This is a genomic window from Nesterenkonia alba DSM 19423 (assembly GCF_000421745.1).
GTDB lineage: Bacteria > Actinomycetota > Actinomycetes > Actinomycetales > Micrococcaceae > Nesterenkonia > Nesterenkonia alba.
On sequence record NZ_ATXP01000003.1, the window covers coordinates 51284 to 71057 of the forward strand.

Annotated in this window: 19 protein-coding genes; 3 read left to right on the forward strand and 16 right to left on the reverse strand. The window is 64.7% G+C overall.

Translation table 11 applies throughout. The annotated features are described in order from the left end of the window. Complete coding sequence (locus tag H578_RS12905) at positions 1 to 1191, forward strand: glycosyltransferase family 2 protein (protein ID WP_022872257.1); 1191 nt, start codon at positions 1 to 3, stop codon at positions 1189 to 1191. Here H578_RS12905 and H578_RS12910 read toward each other — a convergent pair. The 12 genes from H578_RS12910 to H578_RS12935 form a co-directional block, all read right to left on the reverse strand. Further along, complete coding sequence (locus tag H578_RS12910; RefSeq protein WP_022872258.1) at positions 1154 to 2137, reverse strand: glycosyltransferase family 2 protein; 984 nt, start codon at positions 2135 to 2137, stop codon at positions 1154 to 1156. The genes H578_RS12905 and H578_RS12910 overlap by 38 nt on opposite strands. Continuing rightward, complete coding sequence (locus H578_RS12915) at positions 2124 to 3353, reverse strand: LCP family protein (protein ID WP_022872259.1); 1230 nt, start codon at positions 3351 to 3353, stop codon at positions 2124 to 2126. The genes H578_RS12910 and H578_RS12915 overlap by 14 nt, the downstream gene beginning before the upstream one ends. A gap of 26 nt (positions 3354 to 3379) precedes the next feature. Beyond that, positions 3380 to 4087 (reverse strand): ribonuclease III, encoded by a 708-nt coding sequence (gene rnc, locus H578_RS0103185; RefSeq protein WP_022872260.1) that lies wholly within the window; start codon positions 4085 to 4087, stop codon positions 3380 to 3382. Positions 4088 to 4100: 13 nt separating this feature from the next. Next, complete coding sequence (gene rpmF / locus H578_RS0103190) at positions 4101 to 4304, reverse strand: 50S ribosomal protein L32 (protein ID WP_022872261.1); 204 nt, start codon at positions 4302 to 4304, stop codon at positions 4101 to 4103. A gap of 50 nt (positions 4305 to 4354) precedes the next feature. Next, entirely contained in the window at positions 4355 to 4912 is a 558-nt protein-coding gene (locus H578_RS0103195; protein ID WP_022872262.1) for a YceD family protein, read from the reverse strand. A gap of 19 nt (positions 4913 to 4931) precedes the next feature. Continuing rightward, complete coding sequence (gene galU / locus H578_RS0103200; RefSeq protein WP_022872263.1) at positions 4932 to 5840, reverse strand: UTP--glucose-1-phosphate uridylyltransferase GalU; 909 nt, start codon at positions 5838 to 5840, stop codon at positions 4932 to 4934. Positions 5841 to 5880: 40 nt separating this feature from the next. Further along, positions 5881 to 6357 (reverse strand): pantetheine-phosphate adenylyltransferase, encoded by a 477-nt coding sequence (coaD, locus tag H578_RS0103205; protein WP_022872264.1) that lies wholly within the window; start codon positions 6355 to 6357, stop codon positions 5881 to 5883. 22 nt (positions 6358 to 6379) lie between these two features. Continuing rightward, positions 6380 to 7606, reverse strand: coding sequence for a glycosyltransferase family 4 protein (locus tag H578_RS12920; protein WP_022872265.1), 1227 nt, complete (start codon positions 7604 to 7606; stop codon positions 6380 to 6382). 69 nt (positions 7607 to 7675) lie between these two features. Further along, positions 7676 to 8227, reverse strand: coding sequence for a 16S rRNA (guanine(966)-N(2))-methyltransferase RsmD (gene rsmD / locus H578_RS0103215; RefSeq protein WP_022872266.1), 552 nt, complete (start codon positions 8225 to 8227; stop codon positions 7676 to 7678). A 12-nt stretch (positions 8228 to 8239) separates the two neighbouring features. Next, positions 8240 to 10531, reverse strand: coding sequence for an ATP-dependent DNA helicase RecG (locus H578_RS16385; RefSeq protein WP_022872267.1), 2292 nt, complete (start codon positions 10529 to 10531; stop codon positions 8240 to 8242). Positions 10532 to 10541: 10 nt separating this feature from the next. Further along, on the reverse strand, positions 10542 to 11537 hold the full coding sequence (locus H578_RS12930) for a DAK2 domain-containing protein (protein WP_022872268.1): 996 nt from the start codon (positions 11535 to 11537) through the stop codon (positions 10542 to 10544). An 11-nt stretch (positions 11538 to 11548) separates the two neighbouring features. Continuing rightward, positions 11549 to 12652 carry an LCP family protein gene (locus tag H578_RS12935; RefSeq protein ID WP_022872269.1) on the reverse strand — a complete coding sequence of 368 codons (1104 nt, stop codon included), beginning with the start codon at positions 12650 to 12652 and terminating at the stop codon, positions 11549 to 11551. A 64-nt stretch (positions 12653 to 12716) separates the two neighbouring features. Between H578_RS12935 and H578_RS0103235 the strand changes: the two genes are divergently transcribed. Next, positions 12717 to 13232, forward strand: coding sequence for a DUF3515 family protein (locus tag H578_RS0103235; protein ID WP_022872270.1), 516 nt, complete (start codon positions 12717 to 12719; stop codon positions 13230 to 13232). A gap of 37 nt (positions 13233 to 13269) precedes the next feature. Here H578_RS0103235 and H578_RS0103240 read toward each other — a convergent pair whose 3' ends face one another. From H578_RS0103240 to H578_RS0103255, 4 genes are read right to left on the reverse strand one after another with little or no spacing between them, the layout of a single operon-like run. Next, complete coding sequence (locus H578_RS0103240; RefSeq protein ID WP_156837193.1) at positions 13270 to 14850, reverse strand: hypothetical protein; 1581 nt, start codon at positions 14848 to 14850, stop codon at positions 13270 to 13272. Continuing rightward, the gene (locus H578_RS0103245) at positions 14835 to 15602 is read right to left on the reverse strand and encodes an ABC transporter ATP-binding protein (RefSeq protein WP_022872272.1); all 768 of its coding nucleotides are present in this window, start codon (positions 15600 to 15602) and stop codon (positions 14835 to 14837) included. The genes H578_RS0103240 and H578_RS0103245 overlap by 16 nt, the downstream gene beginning before the upstream one ends. 23 nt (positions 15603 to 15625) lie before the next feature. Then, positions 15626 to 16150, reverse strand: coding sequence for a redoxin domain-containing protein (locus H578_RS12940; RefSeq protein WP_028463885.1), 525 nt, complete (start codon positions 16148 to 16150; stop codon positions 15626 to 15628). A gap of 5 nt (positions 16151 to 16155) precedes the next feature. After that, positions 16156 to 16560: a DUF3052 domain-containing protein gene (locus tag H578_RS0103255; protein WP_028463886.1), complete on the reverse strand. Its 405-nt coding sequence runs from the start codon at positions 16558 to 16560 to the stop codon at positions 16156 to 16158. 200 nt (positions 16561 to 16760) lie between these two features. On the opposite strand from H578_RS0103255, the gene aceE reads away from it, so the two are divergent. After that, positions 16761 to 19487: a pyruvate dehydrogenase (acetyl-transferring), homodimeric type gene (gene aceE / locus H578_RS0103260; RefSeq protein WP_022872275.1), complete on the forward strand. Its 2727-nt coding sequence runs from the start codon at positions 16761 to 16763 to the stop codon at positions 19485 to 19487. Positions 19488 to 19774 lie beyond the last annotated feature (287 nt).

Genomic DNA, 19774 nt, shown 5'->3' on the forward strand with positions numbered 1-19774 from the left:
GTGTCTTCTCAGAACACGTCGTCCCAGAATCCCGGCGCTGCGGCCGGGCTGGCGTCCTTGACGGACCCGGCGGCCGCCCGACGGGCGGCACGCATTGCCGTCGAGTCCGGGAACCTGCAGCTGGCGGTCATCATTCCGGTGTTCAACAACGGGGAACACCTGCGGGCCCGCGCATTCCCCTCCTTGACGGCATCGGAGCATTTCTCCCGCCTCCACGTGCTCCTCATCGACGATGGCTCCACCTATCCAGAGACGCTCACCGCAGTGGAGGAACTCGCTGCCGCCTACGACAATGTCACTGCTTTCCGGCACCCGCCCGGTGGGTCGGGTTCAGCCTCCCGGGCCCGGAACACGGGGCTTGAGCTGACATTCACCGAGCATGTGACCTGGCTGGACCCCGATGACGAATTCCTCGGTGACGGCCCCTGGGATCTGCACCGTGCCCTGGCTGCGGCACCGGAGGCTCAGCTGGCCATCGGTAATCAACGGCGGGTCTTCAGCACCGCACAGGAGCACGTCGACAATTTGCGCTACTACTGCCATCACCGGCTGGCACCGGGCCGGTTCGCTGCCGGCGCCGACGTGCTGACCCGGGCGCAGTTTCGACCAGCGAACCTCTCGGCCACTGCAGCGCGTACCCAGTGGCTGAAGTCGCTGGGGGTGCGCCAGGTCCCCGGGGCCGCCGGACAGGATTCGCTCTTCTTCCTGCAGGCTTTTGCCGCCGCGGAGAGCTTCGCGGCGGTGGGCTCCACGGTCTACGCTTACCACGCGGAGGTCTCCGGGTCGATGGTCAACACTGTCACCGCCGAGTACTTCCGTAAATGCCTGGTCCGGGAGCAGGCCCAGGCCGCCTGGTTGGCTGAGGAGGGGCTGCTGGAGCGCTACGTCAGCGCAGGGTTCGAACGTGCCTTCAGCTGGTATCTGGGGCAGCTACGCCGGACCCCGAAGGATCAGCGGGCCGAGGCGTCCCGCCGGTTGCATGAGATCGCTGCCCTCTATGTGGACCCGGCGAGGCACCCGTGGCGCTACCCGGAGGCCATGGCGTTCTTTCGCCGACCCGGCGTTCCCTCTGTGGAGGGACTCAAACCCCTGGCCGGGCGTCTACGGAGTTCGGCACGCCGGCTACGGCAGGCGGCCCGTCCCAGCGGCCCGATTACGCCCGTGCGTATTCTTCGTTCCCGCGACCGGTGACGGCCTGCAGCATCCCGAGTCCTTCGTAGAAGTAGTACTCATCGGTGTAGGTCACTGCCTGCCCCCGCAGCCGTCGGCCGAGGATGCGCGCGGTGCCATAACCGATACGCACCGCACCCTCCGCCGTACTGCGCAGCCGGGCCGTTAACGGCCGACGCCTCAGGGAGTGTTTCAGCACCCGGACAGTTCCGCCGCGGCGGGCCCGGCGGCGCAGCCAGTCCACGGTGGCACGTTCTGGCGGGACGTACTCGCTCACGCGTGCGGCCTGAGACCACCACACCTGAGCCCCGGCGGCCATGAGCCGGTCGAACAGTTCCGAATCCTCTCCCCCGGTGAGGTTGAACGCCGGGTGGAAGCGCATCTTCTCCTGGGTGAACCAGTGCGCAGTGACCAGGGTGTTGTTCGTCGCAGGCCGCCGCGGGTAGGGGCCCTCAGGGTGATCGGTGGAGCGGACGTAACCATATGTGCTCAGCCAGGGGGGTTCCCCATCGGCGAACCGCGGCTGAACCGGTCCGGTGATGATGTCAGCACCGGAGGTGGCGTGGGCCTGCAGCAGGGCGGTAAACCAGTCGGTGGTGACCCGTTCGTCGTCGTCGAGGAAGATCACCGCTTCGGCGGTTTCCGGTACAGCGTCCAGGGAGGTATTGCGGGCGTGTACCAATCCTGGTCTGGGTTCGTGGAGGTAGACGGCCTCGGGGTATTCCGCCTCCACGGTGGTGTGCACCTGCGGGGCGGGGGCATTGTCGACGACGACGAGACGCGGCACCTGAAGCTCGGTACCACCAGCGGTGTTCAGGGGTAGTTTCACCTTCCGCAGCGAGCGCAGCAGCTCAACCAGAAGCTCCGGCCGCTGGTAGGTGCACACCAGCACCCACACAGCCGACGGATCGAGCCCGCTGTGCTCAGGACCGGGCTGTCCAGCCGCGGGGTGTTCAGTCCCGGGCATCGCGCCAAAACTCACCGAACCGCTCTGCGACCCGTTGCCCGGGGTTTTCGCTCAGTTCAGGGTTCTCGGTGAGGTCGGCGGATTCCTCCCCGGTGAAGGAGTCGGCATCCTCACTGGTCTCCAGGTAGTGCATGAACCCGTCCATATTGTCATTGGCCAGGGACCGCCGCAGCAGGGTCATGGCTTCTTCATCGGGCAGGATGACCTCGGCTCCCGCTGTGGTGGTGTGGTGCTCACCTCCGGGCATGGTGAACATGTGCACGTCGTGTCCCCGCAGATGAGTCATATCCAAGGCATAACCAGCGACCGTCTCGGCGTTGAGGGCGCTGTCGACCTCCATATACGGGGTGATGGATTCGACGACGTCGAAGACCCGTTGCGGATTGGACAGAGTGTCCCCGGAGAGGAACCTCTCGACGATCGCCCGAACGACCCGCTGTTGGTTCTCCACGCGGACATAGTCACCGGTGGGGAAGGAACGGCGCTCCCGGACATAGCGCAGGGCGTTGTCCCCCTCCAGCCGGATGGTCCCCTCGGGGTAGAAGTCTGGATTGCGCTGCCCGGCACTGAAGGAATGCGGATTGTCCACGTAAACCCCACCCAGGGCCGTGGTCAGATCGGAAAAGCCATCGAAGTCGATAATGGCCACGTGGTCAATGTGGGTGTAGAGCATCTCTTCGACCATGGCGACCACGAGGTCTTCCTGGCCGAAGCTGAAAGCGGAGTTCACCCGTCCCATGCCTTCCCCGGGGATCTCCACCCAAAGGTCACGCATGATGGACATCACATAGACCCCGGAGCGGTCGGCGGGGATGTGGACGAACATCATGGTGTCAGAGCGTTCACCCTCTTCCCCCAGCTGGCTGCGGTAGTCCGACTCCTGGTCTCCCCGCGAGTCGGTGCCCAGCAGCAAGATGTTGATCGTGCCCTCGGGGGTGCGGTAAGAGGTCTCGTCTTCTAGTTCGAGACCTTCGATGACATTGCGGTTGTCGTCGAAAGTCGTCTGGAGGTTGCGCAGATAGAGCCCACTGATAACCAGCCCGGCGATGAGTAGCACGCAGAGCGATCCGAGGGTGATCCCCACAATGCGTCCCACCCGGCGTGTGCGGCGGGGGGCACCGGACTTCCGGCGTGATGTCCCGGGGGGCCGGGCCTGCTCCGCAGGCAGTGAGCGTGCCCGGCGGGGGCGGTGCGGCGCGGGGGTTTCATCTGCCACGGGGCTCCCCTTTCACTGACTCGTTCTCACTGGGTGGCCCGTCCGAGCACCAGGGTTAGGATATCGGCCTCACCGTCGGTGGTCGTCAACTGCTCCACCGTCTCACGTGCGGCTTCACGTTCGGCTTCCTTCTTCGACGGTCCGGTCCCGGTGCCGTAAGCGGTGCCACTGATCGTCAGTACCGCAGTGAAGGACTTCCGGTGGTCGGGGCCGGAGTCGGTGACGGTGTACTTCACATCACCGAGCCCGCGGGCGGCGGCGATCTCCTGGATGGTGGTCTTCCAGTCCTTACCGGCGGTCATCGCCTCTTTGTCTTCCAGGAGCGGAGTAACCAACCGGAGAACCAGGTTGCGTGCGGTGTCGATATTCGTCGACAGGTAGGCCGCGCCGATGAGCGCTTCCATCGTGTCGGCGAGGATGGAGTCCTTCTCTGCCCCGCCGGTGCGGATCTCCCCTTCGCCAAGGCGAATGTGCTGCCCGACCTCTAGCCGCCGGGCGATCCGCGCGAGAGCCCGGGTGGAGACCAAGGCAGCCCGCAGCTTGGCGAGGTCCCCTTCGGGAAGGTCCGGGTAGGTACGGTAGAGGTAGTCAGTCACCGCCAGACCCAGCACGGCGTCCCCGAGAAATTCAAGACGCTCGTTGGTGGGAATGCCGTCGTTCTCATAGGCGAAGGACCGGTGAGTCAGGGCAAGACGAAGAGTCCCGGGGTCGATGTGGACCCCGAGACTCTCCATCAGTGCGCTGTGATCAGGCGTCGGCGACTTTGCGACCCTTGTACTCGTAGAACAGCGGAGTGTCGGCTGAGTCGGTCACCAGCTTGGCCTGGTGCGGACGGCTGTAGACGACACGACCGTTCTCCACGGTCTTCACCAGTGCCGGAGCGGAGGCTTTCCACTGTGAACGGCGGTGACGAGTGCGGGCGCGGGACTTCTTCCGCTTGGGGACAGCCACGGTGTCTCTCTTCTCTCTCGGGGGCGTTCGGTCTTCGTCGGTGAGCCCGGTCAGGACTCGAGCTGGCTTTTGAGCTTCTCCAGTTCGGCGAAGCGCGGGTCAATCTGCTCGTGGGCGTGCTCGGGGTCGTCCTCCATGCGGAAACCGCACTGGGCGCAGAGCCCGGGGCAGTCCTCACGGCACACCGGTGTGAACGGAAGAGCGGGGATCATCGTGTCCCTGAGCACCGGCTCAAGGTCCACGGTGAGGTCCTCCTCCACCGTCCGGACTTCTTCCTCGTCCGCATCGGCGTCGCCCGCTTCCGCCTTCTCCGGCCAGCTGAAGAGCTGAACGACGTCGACGGTGAGCGGATACCCGATGGGATCGAGACAACGCCCGCACTGTCCGGTGACCTCGGCAGAGGCCGTGCCGGTGGCCAGCACTCCCTCATGCACAGAATCCAGCCGGAGGGCCAGCGTGAGGTCACTGTGCTCGGCGATGCCGATCAGTACGGTCGCGAAATCTGCCGGAGTTCCGACGGTCCGATCAAGCGTCTCGCTCGACCCGGGGCTGCCCTGGAGCTCCTTGACGTCCACGCGCAGCCCACTGGTCTGCTGTGGATGTTTCACAGCGTGCCAGTCTACAGCATTACAGGGACGCCGTGAACTCCTTGAGCCACTCCCGCAGATCCGGCCCGAGGTCCTCACGGTCGACGGCGAGAGTCACCACCGCCTTGATGTAGCTGAGTTTATCTCCGGTGTCATAGCGCCGACCGCGGAAAATCACTGCGTGGACGCCCCCGCCCTCCTCAGCGGGTTTGGCCGCCATGGCTTGCAAGGCGTCGGTGAGCTGGATCTCCCCGCCTTTGCCCGGAGGGGTGCGTTCTAGTTCATCGAAGATCGCCGGGTGCAACACGTAGCGGCCAATAATCGCTAGGTTCGACGGCGCCTCCTCCGCCGGGGGTTTTTCCACCAGCCGGTGAACGGGCACCACATCGGCACCGGGCTGTTTGTCATGACCGCCGGCGTCGACCACACCGTAGGCGGAGACCTGATCTTCGGGGACCTCCATCACAGCGATGACCGAGCCGCCGAGTTTCTGCTGGGTCTCCATCATGACGGTGAGCAGTTCGTCCCGGGCGTCGATGAGGTCGTCACCGAGCAGCACGGCGAAGGGCTCGTAGCCGACGTGCTGCTTCCCGCAGAGCACCGCGTGACCCAGCCCCAGCGCTTGCCCCTGCCGAACGTAGTGGATGTCTCCCAGTCCGGTGGCGTACTGCACGGCCTCGAGCTTTTTGGTGTCTCCTTTATCCCGCAGAGTGGCCTCCAGCTGCGGGGCGCGGTCAAAGTGATCCTCCATGGACCGCTTGTTCTGACCGGTAATCATCAGGATGTCGTCAAGCCCGGAAGCCGAGGCCTCAGCCACCACGTATTGGATGGCGGGTTCGTCGACCACCGGGAGCATCTCTTTGGGCATCGCCTTGGTGGCGGGAAGGAAGCGCGTGCCCAGCCCGGCGGCGGGGATCACGGCTTTGCGAATGGAACCAGGGTTGCTCATATTTGTCACCTTACCCGGTCCTCGGCCCCTCATGTGCGCGTCAGTGCTGTTCAGAAAGACGCTTGTGAACGGCTCGGGGGACGAATTCGGAGACCGCCCCACCGAGGCTGTGCACCTCTTTGACCAGGGTGGAGGACAGGTGGGAGTGCCTGCCATCGGCGGCCAGGAAAATGGTCTCCAACCCGGTGAGGTGTCGGTTCATCGTGGCCATGGATGTCTCATAGGAGAAGTCCTGGGGCCCGCGCAACCCCTTGACCACCGCCGTGGCTCCGACCTCTTTGCAGAACTCGGTGAGCAGCCGCCCCTGGGGCAGAGCACGCACGGTGACTCCACGCAGATAACTGAAGGTCTCAGCGGCCATGGCGACCCGGGTCTCCTGGTCGAACAGGGGGTTTTTTGATGAGTTCGAGGCCACCGCGACGATCACTTCGTCAAAGAGGTTCGCCGCGCGGGCGATGACTTCCACGTGACCGTTGTGCAGGGGGTCGAAGGACCCGGGGCAGACCGCGCTGTACATATCCCCAACTTATCCGATTGTTTCAGTCGATCTCGTCTCGTCTGCGGGAGCCCGCCTTCGCTCGCCCCTCTGCGGCCTGCTCGATCACGCCTAAAAAGCGGCGGAACAGCAGGTCCCGGTCGAACTGTTCACGCGCCAGTGTTAAGGCTGCCTCGGAGCCGGTTGCGGGGTCGATCTCCCCGGTGGCCAGCTCAGCGGTGAGTTGATCGGCGGCGGCAGCTGGATCCCGCGGCAGCTGCCAGCCGGCTCCAGCCTCAGCGAGCACCTGGGGCAGCCATCCGGTGTGATTGAACAACACCGGTCGGGCGGCTGCTAGAGCGTCGAAGACTTTGTTCAGCGAGTTGATCTCCAAGGCGGGGTTGTCCACCAGTGTGGAGACAGCGAAGTCAGCCGCCGGCAGCATCCGTTCGATCTCGGTGCGCGGGATCTTCCCTGGCAGCACGTCCAACGGGGAGAGCCCGTACTGTCGGGCGATATCCCGAGCCTGTCCGGTGGCCGCTCCTTCTCCGTAGGCGACCACACGGAAACGTGAGTCACGGCGAGCCAGCTCCCCCGCCAGGCGGACCAACCAGGGGATGTCATAGGTCACTCCGAAGCTGCCAGCATAGAAGAGCACGACGTCGTCGTCGGCCCATCCCAGTTCGGCACGGATGGCCTGGCGATTCCGGCGACCTTCGGCGAAGTTCTCCACATCGGAGGCGTTAGGCACCACGGTGGTGCGTGCCGCCGGCCAGACCCGTTTAACCCCCTCCTCCATCCCCGGGGAGAGCGCGATGACATGCTCAGCAGCCCGGTAGGAGAGCTTCTCCAGACCGCGGGCGGCGGCGATGGTTACGGGGTTCTTCACAAACCCCAGCGCCACCGGGGCCTCAGGCCAGAGGTCCCGCACTTCGAAGACGAAGGGAGCACGGCGCAACCGGGAGGCGATAATGCCCGGCACCGCGGTTGTCAGCGGCGTGGAGGAGGCGAAGACGACGTCGGCGTCGACTTTCGCCGCATACCAGCAAGCACGAGCCATGAAGGAGACGAAAGAACGCACCCGCTGTTGGAAGACCATGGCGTTCTCATAGGGCACGGCCAAACGGTGAACGGTGACCCCTTCGAGCTCGGTGAGCTTATGGTCCCGTCCGCCGCAGATGACGGTGACCTCGTGACCGGCGCGGACCAGCCGCCGAGCGAACTGCCAGGGCCGCTGCCAGCCCGGTTCCCAGGGGAAGTTGAAGTGCTGGTGAATGTAGACGATCTTCAAACAGTCTCCTGGGAAGGTCGAAGGGTGGCGGCCTGCCCTGCTGAGTCTAAAGGAGAGTCCATGGCCGCTTCATCGCGGTTCGGCTAACCACACCGCTGTGGTGCCGTAGGTCTTGTGGTGAAAGGGGCGCATACTCGGGGGCCAGGTGGGTTCGGGGCTACGCGAGGAGCGTTCGACGACCACAGTGGCCGCCTGGTGCAGTTGCTCCGCCGCGGCGGCGAGTACTTCAGCCAGTGCGGTCTCCTCCAGGGTGTAAGGCGGATCAAGGAACAGCAGTTCGATGGGTTCCCCCTGACGCTGACGCAGCGTAGCGAGCGCTGGTCCTTTGGTCACGCTTACCTGGTGCTCCTCGAAGAGTGCGGCGTTGCGCCGAAGCGCCCGGTAGGCGGCTTCGGCCCGGTCCACTGCTTCCAGGCTGCGTGCTCCACGGGAGAGCGCCTCGAAGCCCAGTGCCCCGGAGCCGGCATAGAGGTCGACGACGACGGCGTCATCAAGAGCGTTGAGCCCCTCAAGCCGAGAGAACAGCGATTCCTTGACCCGATCGGAGGTGGGCCGGGTCCCCTCCCCGCTCACCGGCGTCAAGCGACGGCCTTTATGGGTGCCGGCGATAATCCGCGCCATCGTGTGCTCCTCTCAGCTGGTTCTGACCTCGGAGTCGGCCCGCCACTGGGTGACCCGTCGGCGCAGCTCTTTGGCAGTTTCCCACGTGGGGTCCCGGGTGGTCAGCGCGGTGATGTGCTTTTCGGCACTGCGAATGAGGTCCTCGTCGTCGACGAGGCGTAGCAGCTTCAACCGCTGGCTGCGTCCAGTCTGGGTGGCACCGAGCACATCACCCTCGCGCCGGCGCCGCAGGTCTAATCGGGCTAAGGCCATGCCATCGCCGGTGGAGGCGACCTCGTGTAACCGCTCCATCGAGGGGTGGTCCTCGGGCAACCGGGTGACCAGCAGGCACAGATTCCCCTCGGTACGGCCGCGGCCGATGCGTCCACGCAACTGGTGCAGTGTGGAGATACCGAAGGAGTCGGCGTCGAGGATGACCATCATGGTCGCGTTGGGAACATCGACGCCGACTTCGACCACTGTGGTGGCCAGCAGCACATCGATCTCACCGCGTTCGAAGGCACGCATCCGCTCAGCGGTCTCCGCAGCGGGCATCTGCCCGTGAGCCACCTCGAGGCGGACCCCGGCCAGCTGCGGCATGGCCCGTAGGCGTTCCTCCATGCCTTCAACAGAGGCATCCTGGGCGATATGGGCCAGAGCTGCTTGACGGGTGAAGTGCCGGGTGCGCTGGATTCCGGCGGCGTCGGTGTAGGTCAGTTCGACCGCAGCAGCACCCTGTTCGAGCCCGAACCGGGTGAGCAGTTGACGGTTGAGCGTCTCGGCATCCTGTTCAGTCTGGGAGATCTTCGGGCACACGATGTAGACCTGGTGCCCGGCGGCGACTGTCTCGGCCACACGTGCCCACACCCGGTTGATCCATTCGGGTCCGCGGATCATCGGGACCACATGGGTGGCGATGGGGCTGCGGCCGGCGGGCAGGCCGTCAAGCACGGTGAGCTCGAGGTCTCCGAAGACGGTCACCGCCACCGAACGTGGAATGGGGGTTGCCGACATCACGAGCATATGCGGGGTGGGGGTGTAGCGTTCGCGCAGGGCATTGCGCTGTTCCACACCGAAGCGGTGCTGTTCGTCGATGACCACCAGTCCCAGGGCCGCGAAGCTGACCTTCTCGCTGAGCACTGCGTGGGTGCCAATGACGATCCCCGCGGCACCGGAGGCGATATCCAACAGTGCTTTCTTCCGCTCGGAGGTGCTCATCGAGCCGGTCAGCACAGTGATACCAACGGGCAACTCACCCACGGCCGCGTGGATGGAGCGCGCGTGCTGCAAGGCGAGCACTTCGGTGGGGGCGATGAAGGCCGCTTGCCCACCGGCGTCGACGACCTGCAGCATGGCACGCAGCGCGACGAGGGTCTTGCCGGAACCGACTTCACCTTGTAGCAGCCGGTTCATCGGGGCGGCTGCGGCCAGGTCGCCGGCGATGAGCTCACCACAGTGCCGTTGACCCTCAGTGAGCTCGAATTCAAGCTGCTCATCGAAGGCCGCCAGCAACCCGTCCTCCACCGGTGGTGCGGGGCTGGCCACTGCGAGGCTCAACTCGCGGGCCTGGTCTTCACGCACCCCCTGCAGCAGGAAGGCTTCGGTAAACCGCAGCCGTCGCAACCCCCGCTCAGGATCACGCAGATGGCCGGGGGTATGGATGAGTCGGTGGGCTTCGAGCTCGGAAGGGAGGTCTTCTGCTGCACGCACCTCGGCCGGTACCGGGTCGGGCCAGTGCTCTTCGTCAGCGGCGGCGAGCACCCGACGCACACAGCGCAGCAGGGTCCAACTGGGTAAGGATTTCCGCGCCGGGTAGATGGGGATGGGGGCGTCGGTATCGAGCTGTTCCAGCCAGAGAAGGTCTTCTCCCTCGCCCGGGGTCCCGTCGGCCTGTCGGATGACCGCGAAGTCGGGGTTGTTCAGTGTCAGCTGGTCGCGGTACGTGGTGACCTGTCCGTGGAACCAAGCGAGTGTGCCAGCCCGGAGCGCTTTTTCCGCCTGGTACCCCATGAAGAACGCCATGGTCAGGGTGCGTCCGACGACGTCGGCGACGGTGACTTCGACCAGGAAACCTTTACGTCGCTGCATGCTGCGACGGTGCACGTGTTCCACTTCGGCGGTGAAGGTGGCGTACTCCCCCGGAATGAGTGCATCAAGGGAGGACGGCTCATAGAGGTCGGCGTATTTGCGCGGATGCCGGCCCAGGAGTTCGCCAACCGTGGTGTACCCCAGTTCGCGGGTGAGCTTCTTGGCGTCTTTGGAATCCAGGACCCTGGTCAGCGGCGTCTCGGGCCCAATGGTCTGGTCCTTCAGGGCAGTGGTCATGGCAGCGATGTCACCTCAGCGGCGTACTGGATGACTCGAGGATCTCACCGGCCGCGCCGACGGCACTGAGGGCGCCGACGACGTCGTCGGTATGCACGTGGATCCGCCAGCGGTAGGTGCCGCGTTCGTCGGAGTCAGTGTCGATGGGGGTAATGATGACCGCCTCGCCGAGTTCGGTGAGGCGTTGCCGGACCGAGGCCGCACCCAGGGGATCCAGGGCGGCCGTGCACATCAGCTCCACCCCCTGAATCTCACCCCCGGGCTCACCGTGCTGGGCTGAGTCACGGTGATGAGGGCTTCGCTCCGTTGCGGGGGCCTGCCACCCGGAGAGGTCCTCCCACAATGCTGGGTCACTCCTGGTGCCGGTGATGGCCTCGGCGAGCGCGGCCAGCACCATCAGCAGTCCGAGGCCGCCGGCGTCGACGACTTCAGCCTCAGTCAGCGGCGGAAGCTGATGTTCGGTACGGCTCAGTGCGGTATGCGCCGCCTGAAGCATGGGCACCATGGCTTCGTAGAGGGCCTGCGGTGCCTCGGGATTCTCCGCGCTGAGGCTGAGCTCCTTGGCCCGGTCACGGGCAGCGTCGAGCACTGAGAGCATGGTGCCGTCCACGGGGTCGGACAGTGCCGCCCAGGTGCGCAGGCTTCCGCGATCCAGAGCTCGGCTCAGACCCGTGAGGCTCAGCCTGGTGCTGCCTCGCAGCGGTTCGGCCAGTCCACAGATCATCACCGCCAGCAGCGTGCCGGAGTTGCCCTGGGCGGTGCTCATCGCCGCGGAGCCTGCCCGGCCGAGCAGTTCGCCGAGGTCCTCTGTGGGGTGCTCCTGAATCGCTGCGCGGCAGGCCCGCACCGTGGTGAGCATATTTGTTCCGGTGTCGGAGTCAGCGATGGGGAAGACGTTGATCCGGTTCAGCCTTTGGCGATGCTCGCTGAGGGTCTCTTCGGCCAGGGCGAACCACCGGCGCAGCGCCGGTGCTCGGTCCTGCTGTGTGCCTCGGTGTTCTCCCACAGCCGACGAGGTTACCTGCTGAGGTACTCGTCCAGGGTGCCGTCCTTGATTGCTTGGGAGATCTCCTCCATCGCCTGGGGGTCCTGGTGCCAGATCCATTGCCCATCGTCGGAATAGCCGGAGCCGGCCGTGGGCAGGGTGGCGAACTGGATGTTATCGGCCGCGTTACGGTAGCTGAAAGCGATCGAGGCCGCTGTGGTGGAGTCGAGCTCCTCATCGGTGATGAGGTGCTCAGAGAAGGTGGAGACCATCTCGTGCAGGCGCACGGGATTGGACAGCGTGGAGGGGCTGGCCGCTTCACTGATAACCCCACGGATGAAGGACTGCTGATTGCGGATACGCTGCAGGTCCCCATCGGGGAAGCTGGAACGGTGCCGGACAAAGCTCAGCGCCTCATCGGAGTTCATGTGCTGTTGGCCGGGCTGGAAGGTGTACCCCTCGCCGGTGGTGAACGGCTCCGAGTACGTGGAATTGACCGTCACGCCGTCCATCGCGTCGACCAGTCCGGTGAAACCGAGCATGTCGACAGCGGCGATGTGGTCGATGCGCACATCAAACATCTGCTCCACTGTGGCCCAGGTCAACCAGGGGCCTTCTCCCCCACCGAGAGCCAGGCCGGCATTGACCTTGTGCCAGCCGTAGTCATACGGCAGCTCAACCCAGAGGTCACGTGGGATGGAGATGACCTGGATGGATTCGCGGTCAGCCGGTAAATGGATCAGCATCATCGTGTCACTGCGGGAGCCACCGGGGACCCGGGGCAAGTCTTCATCTTCCCCGGATCCGCCTTCGGCATCGGAGCCCAACAGCAGGATGTTCATCGACCCGTCATCCAGCGGGGCGGGGCGGTCCTCTTCAGGGGGGCGCACCGTGTCGGTACCGTCAGCCGATTCGGGGAAGTGCCGGACATTGCCGTCATAGGCCCGGGCCAGGGAGAACAGGTAGGCGCCAGCGCCCAATAGCGCGACCATGACCAGGGTGGCGAAGAGCCCGAGCACTGCCAGCCCGCGGCGTTTGCGGCGGGGGCGGTCGTCGTCGCTGTCGTAGAGGTAGACGGGCCCGTCACCTCCGGGGGGCGATCCGGGGGCGGTATGACGAGGGGGCGCTGCCGTCATCGTGGTTCTCCTTGGACTGGGCGCCGATGGCGCAGAAAGGCTGTAGTAGCCCAGAATAGAGCACATGCCCGCTGTTTCCGCTGTTTTCCGACCCCCTGCCGTGCGTACCGTCCCGCTGGGGGTTCTCTCCGCGGCGGTGTTGCTCACCGGGTGCACCTCGACGGCCTCTGTGGAACCGGCACCCGAGGCAGCTCATCCGGATTGCGCCGAGGTGATGCTGTATCTGCCCGAGGAAATCGCCGGACACTCTCAGCGGCCCACCGATTCTCAAGCCACCAGTGTGTGGGGTGACCCGGCCGAAGTGGTGCTGCGCTGCGGGGTGGAACCACCTGGCCCCAGCCCCGAGCTATGCGTCTCCGCCGGGGAGATCGACTGGATGACCATCGAGCTGGAAGACGACGACGCCGACACAGACATCTGGCAGTTGGTCAGCTATGGGCGAGAACCCGCAGTGGAGGTCGTCCTCGATGTGGCGCAGACGCCGTCGTCGACGGTCATGCTCGAACTCGCCTCCGCCGTGGGCCAGGTGGAGCAGACCCGGGAGTGCACCGAGGTCGAGCAGGACATCAGCGACCCGTAAAAGAACGCGCGTATGCGTGTCCACACCGGCTTCCGCCTCAGTGTGCGCGCACCCTCTGGTAGATCTCCGGGGCTTCAGCGTCGTAGACCCGGGCTCCGATCCGGATCCCGGCGGCGAAGAGGGCCGCTGCCTTCGTCAGTGCCACCACGGTGTAGACCCCCAGCCACACCGAGGAGTCGGTGAAGAACCAGGTCAGCAGCAAGACGATATCTGGGATCATCACCACCGCGGAGAAGAGCATAGTGACGGTCTGGATCACAAAGACCCGCCCGGCAGCCCCCTGAGGCTGTTTGAAGGGCGACTCCCCCGGTTTCGGCACCGGGTAGACGGTCTTGGCAGAGAACACCACGGCCAGACCCAGCACGGAGAAGAAGATACTGAGGCTGAGCACGATCATTACCAGCGCCTGGGTGGCGGTGCCGATGAAAACCATAGGGATCCCTGCGGCGAGCAACACCGCGGGAACACCGATCACGCATACCGCCACAGCTCGGCCGAGGCGATCCGCCTGACCGCTGAGGCCGCTGGTGACATGCAGAGCGAAGGCGGTGTGGTCATAGGAAATATCGGCCGAGGCCTGGTAACTGATCATCCAGGCAACCAGTGGCCCGATGATGTAGAGCAACCAGTCCATCTGAGTCTGCCAGGACATGAACAGTGCCAGAACGATCATCGCCGGGATCAGTGCCAGGGCTCCCCCGTAGCGGGCGTCCCGGATCCAGTAGATCAGCTGGCGTGCAGCCACTGCCCCCACCGGTGATCCCGGGAAACGGCCCAGCAGCCCGAGACGGGCTTGCCTGGTGCGGGAAGAGCCCGTGGAGGCAGAGGCGGGCTTCTCCGTGACCCGGATCAGGGCCATTTTGGTGACCCAGAGGGCGGCGACTGCTGTCAGGACCACGATGCCCAGCCTCAGTGCGGCCAGTCCCCAGTCACCCTCGGCAACGTCATGGGGCAGAGCGTAAACGGCTCCGAGCGGAGTGAAGGCGGTGACCGCCGCAATCTCCTCGGCAAGGTCGGAGAGTGTGTCGACGGTGATGATGACCCCCTGCATCAGCGGGTAGGCGGTCAAGGCAGCGCACATCCCCACGATCGCCAGCAGGTTCCGGAACCGGGAACCGGACAGCCAGGCCGCTGACGCGGCGGAAGCCGCCTGATTGACCAGAGCGCACAGCACAAAGGCGACCGGGGTCGTAAGCACCGCGACGATCAGAGTCACCGCCGAGGCTCGCCACAGCAGCACTTGGCCGACCAGGAACACGACAGTGAAAATTCCCAATAGGGACACCGCGCTGCTGAGGGTCAAACCCAGCATCAACTCTCGCCGTGGAATCCCGTAGGGGATGAACTGCTTGGGGTCCATCAACGGGTCTCCCAGCAGCACCGGGAGCACAATCCACAGCAACGTCATCACGCTACCCAGCAGCACCGCCGTGGCGAAACGCAGCTGCGGGTCGGCCCCACCAGAACCCTGCATCACCTGCGCCACCCCGGCGGAGATGAGAGCGACGAAGCCATAGAGGCCGCCGATCATGGTCCCGACGATGATCCAGGCACTGTTGGAGAAAGTATTACCGAACAGCTTCAGCTTCAGCCGGATGAACGTCACACTCGAAGCCACTGCAATTCCTCTCCAGCGGCCTCGGCTCCCACCAGTTCCACGAACCGAGTTTCGAGATCACTGTCCCCACGCACCTGATCCACTGTGCCGGTGGCCAGCAGCTGGCCAGCAGCGATGATGCCCACATGCGAACACATCCGCTGCACGAGGTCCATCACGTGAGAGGAGAGGATGACTGTGCCACCGGATTCGACGTAGTTATCGAGCAGTCCACGGATGGTACGGGCTGAGACCGGGTCCACGGCTTCAAAGGGTTCATCGAGAACCAGCAACTCCGGAGCGTGCACCATGGCCGTGGCCAGGTGGACCTTCTTCGTCATCCCTGCGGAGTAGTCCTGGACGAGTTTTCCGGCGGCCTCGGACAATCCCAACACCCGCAGCAGGTCACGGGTGCGCTCTTCGACGAGATCCCGGTCCATGCCCCGTAGCAGGCCCGAGTAGACCACCAACTGGTAGCCGGTGAGTTTCTGGAACAACTGGACCCCGTCAGCGAGGACACCCATGTGCTGTTTGGCCTCGGTGGGTTGCTGCCACACATCGATGCCGGCAACCTCGGCGCGGCCGGCATCGGGCCTCAATAACCCGGTGGCCATGGATAACGTGGTCGTCTTCCCCGCCCCGTTAGGACCCACAAAGCCATAAAAGGAACCGCGCGGGATCTCCATGGACAGCTGGTCAACAGCCACCCGATTGCCGAATCGTTTGCTCAGCCCGCTCAGACGCAGGGCCGGCGTTGATGCTGTGTCCTCCATAGTTCACCACCCTAGGGGTGAACTCAGCGGAACTCGTCCATCTCAGGGGTGATCTCTGCGGCCAGTCGTTCCAGCTGAGCGATAGTCTCGGGGAGGCTGCGCGCCTGGCGGAGTTCTGCGGCGATGATGTGTCGGATACGGTGCTCGGCATCGAGGAGGAAGCTCGTCCGCAGAGGAGCCCCGGTGGTGGTGTTGAAGACCCCGAAGGACCGAGCGGTGGCCCCGTGGGGCCAGAAATCGGACAACAGGTGCAGCCCATCAGGCACGGCGTGCTCGGCGGCGAAGGCGCGCAGCGTGTGGACCGAGTCGCAGGAGACCGCCAACACCTCAGCCGGAATGGCACACAGCTGCGGCCATGCACTGACCACGGCCTCCACTTCTGAGGTGCACACCCGGGAGAACGCAAAGGGGTAGAACATCACCAATACCGGAGCCCCACTCAGACGGCTGAGCTCGACAGTCTCACCGTACTGATTGCGTAAGTGCACCACCGGCGCCGGTTGCCCGTGCATCCCCGGAAAGCCAGCCGGATCGAGTTCTCCGCTCACCAGCTTTAGAAGGTCTTCCGATGCACCAACCTGGTGGCCGACCAGTGCGGGCTGACCCCGGCGGTGGTCGTCACGTGCAGCCCCGCATTCGGTGCCGCATCCTGGATTTCCACGGGAGCGATGTAGCCCTCTCTGCCCTTACGCGGAGTCAGCAACCACACCACTCCGGAGTCATCCAGGGTGGTCAGCGCATCCACCAAGGCGTCGGTGAGGTCGTCGTCGCCCTCGCGGAACCAGAGCAACACCGCGTCGACGACTTCCTGTTCGTCCTCGTCGATGAGAGGTTCCTCCAGTGCCCGCTCCAGGGCATCGCGGAAGTCCTCATCGACGTCGTCGTCGACACCGATCTCCTGGACCAGCGAGTCCGGCGTGAGGTCGAGCTCAGCGAGGAGCTCAGTGTCTCCCACCACGTTGGTGTGGGGGTCGTGTGCGTTCCCGGCAGGTGCCTGGGCGTCCTTTCCTGATTTTTCCAGTGACTGTGCCACGCCTCCCACGTTACGTGGATTTGGCTCACCGCGTGAAGTACGACACTGAATGAAGGTGCAGCACAGCGAAGCGGTAGAGTGGCGGCAAACGGCCGACCCCCTCTCGAGAAAGGTGCCCACCACCCATGAGCGCTGGCGAAGAGACCTCCCACATCCGCAGCGGGCTGACCAACCAGTTGCCCGATATCGACCCCGAGGAGACCTCCGAGTGGCTGGAATCCTTCGACCAGCTCGTCGAGGTCCACGGCACTGAGCGGGCCGAATACATCATCCGCACCCTGCTGCAGCGGGCCGGGGCGAAGTCCATCGAAGTACCGATGGTCACCACCACTGACTACGTCAACACCATCCCTGTGGACCAGGAGCCCGAATTCCCCGGAGATGAGGAACTGGAGCGTCGCTACCGCCGCATTCTGCGTTGGAACGCCGCGATCATGGTGCACCGTGCCCAGCGGGAAGGGATCGCCGTGGGGGGCCACATTTCCTCCTACGCCGGTGTAGCCACCCTCTATGAAGTGGGTCTGAATCACTTCTTCCGTGGCCAGGACCACCCCGGCGGCGGTGACCAGGTCTTCTTCCAGGGACACTCCTCCCCCGGTAACTATTCGCGGGCCTACCTGGAGGGGCGTCTGACCGAGGAGCACCTCGACGGGTTCCGCCAGGAAGTCTCCAAAGCACCCCACGGACTGAGCTCCTATCCGCATCCGCGTCTGATGCCTGAGTTCTGGCAGTTCCCCACCGTCTCCATGGGCCTGGGACCGATGAACGCGATCTACCAGGCGCAGTTCAACCGCTACCTGCACAACCGAGGCATCAAGGACACCTCCGATCAGAACGTATGGGCCTTCCTCGGCGACGGGGAGATGGATGAACCCGAGTCCCGCGGTCTGCTGCAGTTGGCGGCCAATGAGAAGCTGGACAACTTGCACTTTGTCATCAACTGCAACCTGCAGCGGCTCGACGGTCCGGTCCGCGGCAACGGAAAAATCGTCCAGGAACTTGAGGCGTTCTTCCGCGGGGCTGGCTGGAACGTCATTAAGGTTCTCTGGGGTCGGGAGTGGGACTCCCTGCTGGAGAAGGACGACGACGGCGAGCTCGTCCGCATCATGAACGAAACCCTCGACGGCGACTACCAGACCTACAAAGCCGAATCCGGTGAATTCGTCCGGGAACACTTCTTCGGCCGGTCACAGAAGACCAAGGAAATGGTCGCCGATATGTCCGATGAGGACATCTGGAATCTCAAGCGCGGTGGCCACGACTACCACAAAGTCTTCGCCGCCTACCAGGCCGCAGTGGAGACCCAGGGCAAGCCCACAGTGATCCTCGCCCAGACGGTCAAAGGCTACGGACTGGGCCCCAGCTTCGAGGGACGCAATGCGACCCACCAGATGAAGAAGCTGACCGTCGATGACCTCAAGCGCTTCCGAGACACTCTGCGGATCCCGATCAGCGACGAGCAGATCGAGGCCGATCCCTACAACGTCCCCTACTACCACCCCGGTGAGGACGCCGAAGAGATCCGGTACATGGCCGAGCGTCGCAAGCAGCTCGGTGGTCCGCTGCCCGAGCGTCGGGTGCCGCGCAACACCCTGCAACTGCCGGGTGAAAAAGCCTATGCCGCGGCGAAGAAGGGCTCGGGGAAGCAGAAGGCAGCCACCACGATGGCTTTTGTCCGGCTGCTGAAAGACCTCATGCGGGACAAGGAAATCGGCCAGCGCATTGTGCCGATCGTTCCGGATGAAGCCCGGACCTTCGGGATGGATTCCTTCTTCCCCACCGCAAAGATCTACAACCCCAAGGGACAGAACTACATCTCCGTGGACCGGGAGCTGATGCTCTCCTACAAGGAGTCGCCGCAGGGACAGCTCTTGCACCCAGGGATCAACGAGGCCGGCGCCACCGCGGCATTCACCGCCGCCGGCACCAGCTACGCCACCCACGGCGAGCCGATGATCCCCATTTACATCTTCTACTCCATGTTCGGCTTCCAGCGCACTGGGGACTCCTTCTGGGCGGCAGCCGATCAGATGGCCCGCGGGTTCATCATCGGCGCCACCGCCGGGCGGACCACGCTCACCGGTGAGGGACTGCAGCACGCTGATGGGCATTCCCCGCTGCTGGCCTCCACCAACCCGGCGGTGAAGCACTTCGATCCCGCGTACGGATACGAGATCGCCCACATCATCGAAAAGGGCCTCTACGAGATGTACGGGGATCACGACGGCGACCACAACGTCATGTACTACCTCACGGTGTACAACGAGCCGGTCACCCAACCGGCCGAGCCGGAGAACGTCGACGTCGAAGGCATCACCCGAGGCATCTACAAGCTCTCATCCTCGGACGCCGAAGGCCCCAAGGCCCAACTGCTGGCTTCCGGTGTGGCGGTGCCGTGGGCCCTGGAGGCACAGCAACTGCTCGCCGAAGACTGGGGGGTCAGTGCCGATGTGTGGAGCGTGACGAGCTGGAACGAGCTACGCCGCGATGCTCTGCAGGTGGAGCAGGCGGCCATGCTGGACCCCGAGCGGGAACCGGAGGTGCCGTTCGTGACGCGCCAGCTGGAGGGTGCTGAAGGGCCGATCATCGCCTCGAGTGACTATCTGGCCGCAGTACCCGACCAGATCCGACAGTTCGTGCCCAATGAGTTCGCCACCCTGGGTGCAGACGGCTTCGGTTTCTCCGACACCCGCCCCGCGGCACGGCGGCATTTCAAGATCGATGCGCACTCGATGGTGGTCCGCACCTTGCAGATGCTGGGTAAGAACAAGAAGGCCGCACAGGCAATGGAGCAGTACCGACTCTCCGATGTCAACGCCGGCACCTCAGGGGAAGAGGGCGGCGACGCCTGACACATTCGGGGTGTTGAAACCACCCTGAGTGCTCTGGAGCACCAGCAAAATGTCATCGCCGCGCTGTGATGGGGCGCAGATGACATTTAAGAGGTGCGGTCCGGCGTCGTGAGTTGATCCTGCACCCGCGATGTGTCATGTCCGCAGGAGACGGCAGGTCGGCCCAGGCCAGGTCGGATGAGAGCCTGCGGGGAGTCTCCCGCGCAGGGGGGGGACGACACGATGCCCTCCCGGTCGGTGAGCGCGACGGCGAGGCGACTCTCCCCCCGCGGCGGGACGACACCATG

Excerpts from the sequence above, each read along its gene's own strand:
- aceE (WP_022872275.1), top strand. The coding sequence starts at position 16,761 with ATGAGCGCTGGCGAAGAGACCTCCCACATCCGCAGCGGGCTGACCAAC.
- galU (WP_022872263.1), bottom strand. The coding sequence starts at position 5,840 with ATGAGCAACCCTGGTTCCATTCGCAAAGCCGTGATCCCCGCCGCCGGG.
- H578_RS0103245 (WP_022872272.1), bottom strand. The coding sequence starts at position 15,602 with ATGGAGGACACAGCATCAACGCCGGCCCTGCGTCTGAGCGGGCTGAGC.
- H578_RS12910 (WP_022872258.1), bottom strand. The coding sequence starts at position 2,137 with ATGCCCGGGACTGAACACCCCGCGGCTGGACAGCCCGGTCCTGAGCAC.
- H578_RS0103235 (WP_022872270.1), top strand. The coding sequence starts at position 12,717 with ATGCCCGCTGTTTCCGCTGTTTTCCGACCCCCTGCCGTGCGTACCGTC.
- rnc (WP_022872260.1), bottom strand. The coding sequence starts at position 4,087 with ATGGAGAGTCTCGGGGTCCACATCGACCCCGGGACTCTTCGTCTTGCC.
- rsmD (WP_022872266.1), bottom strand. The coding sequence starts at position 8,227 with ATGGCGCGGATTATCGCCGGCACCCATAAAGGCCGTCGCTTGACGCCG.
- coaD (WP_022872264.1), bottom strand. The coding sequence starts at position 6,357 with ATGTACAGCGCGGTCTGCCCCGGGTCCTTCGACCCCCTGCACAACGGT.
- H578_RS12935 (WP_022872269.1), bottom strand. The coding sequence starts at position 12,652 with ATGACGGCAGCGCCCCCTCGTCATACCGCCCCCGGATCGCCCCCCGGA.
- H578_RS16385 (WP_022872267.1), bottom strand. The coding sequence starts at position 10,531 with ATGACCACTGCCCTGAAGGACCAGACCATTGGGCCCGAGACGCCGCTG.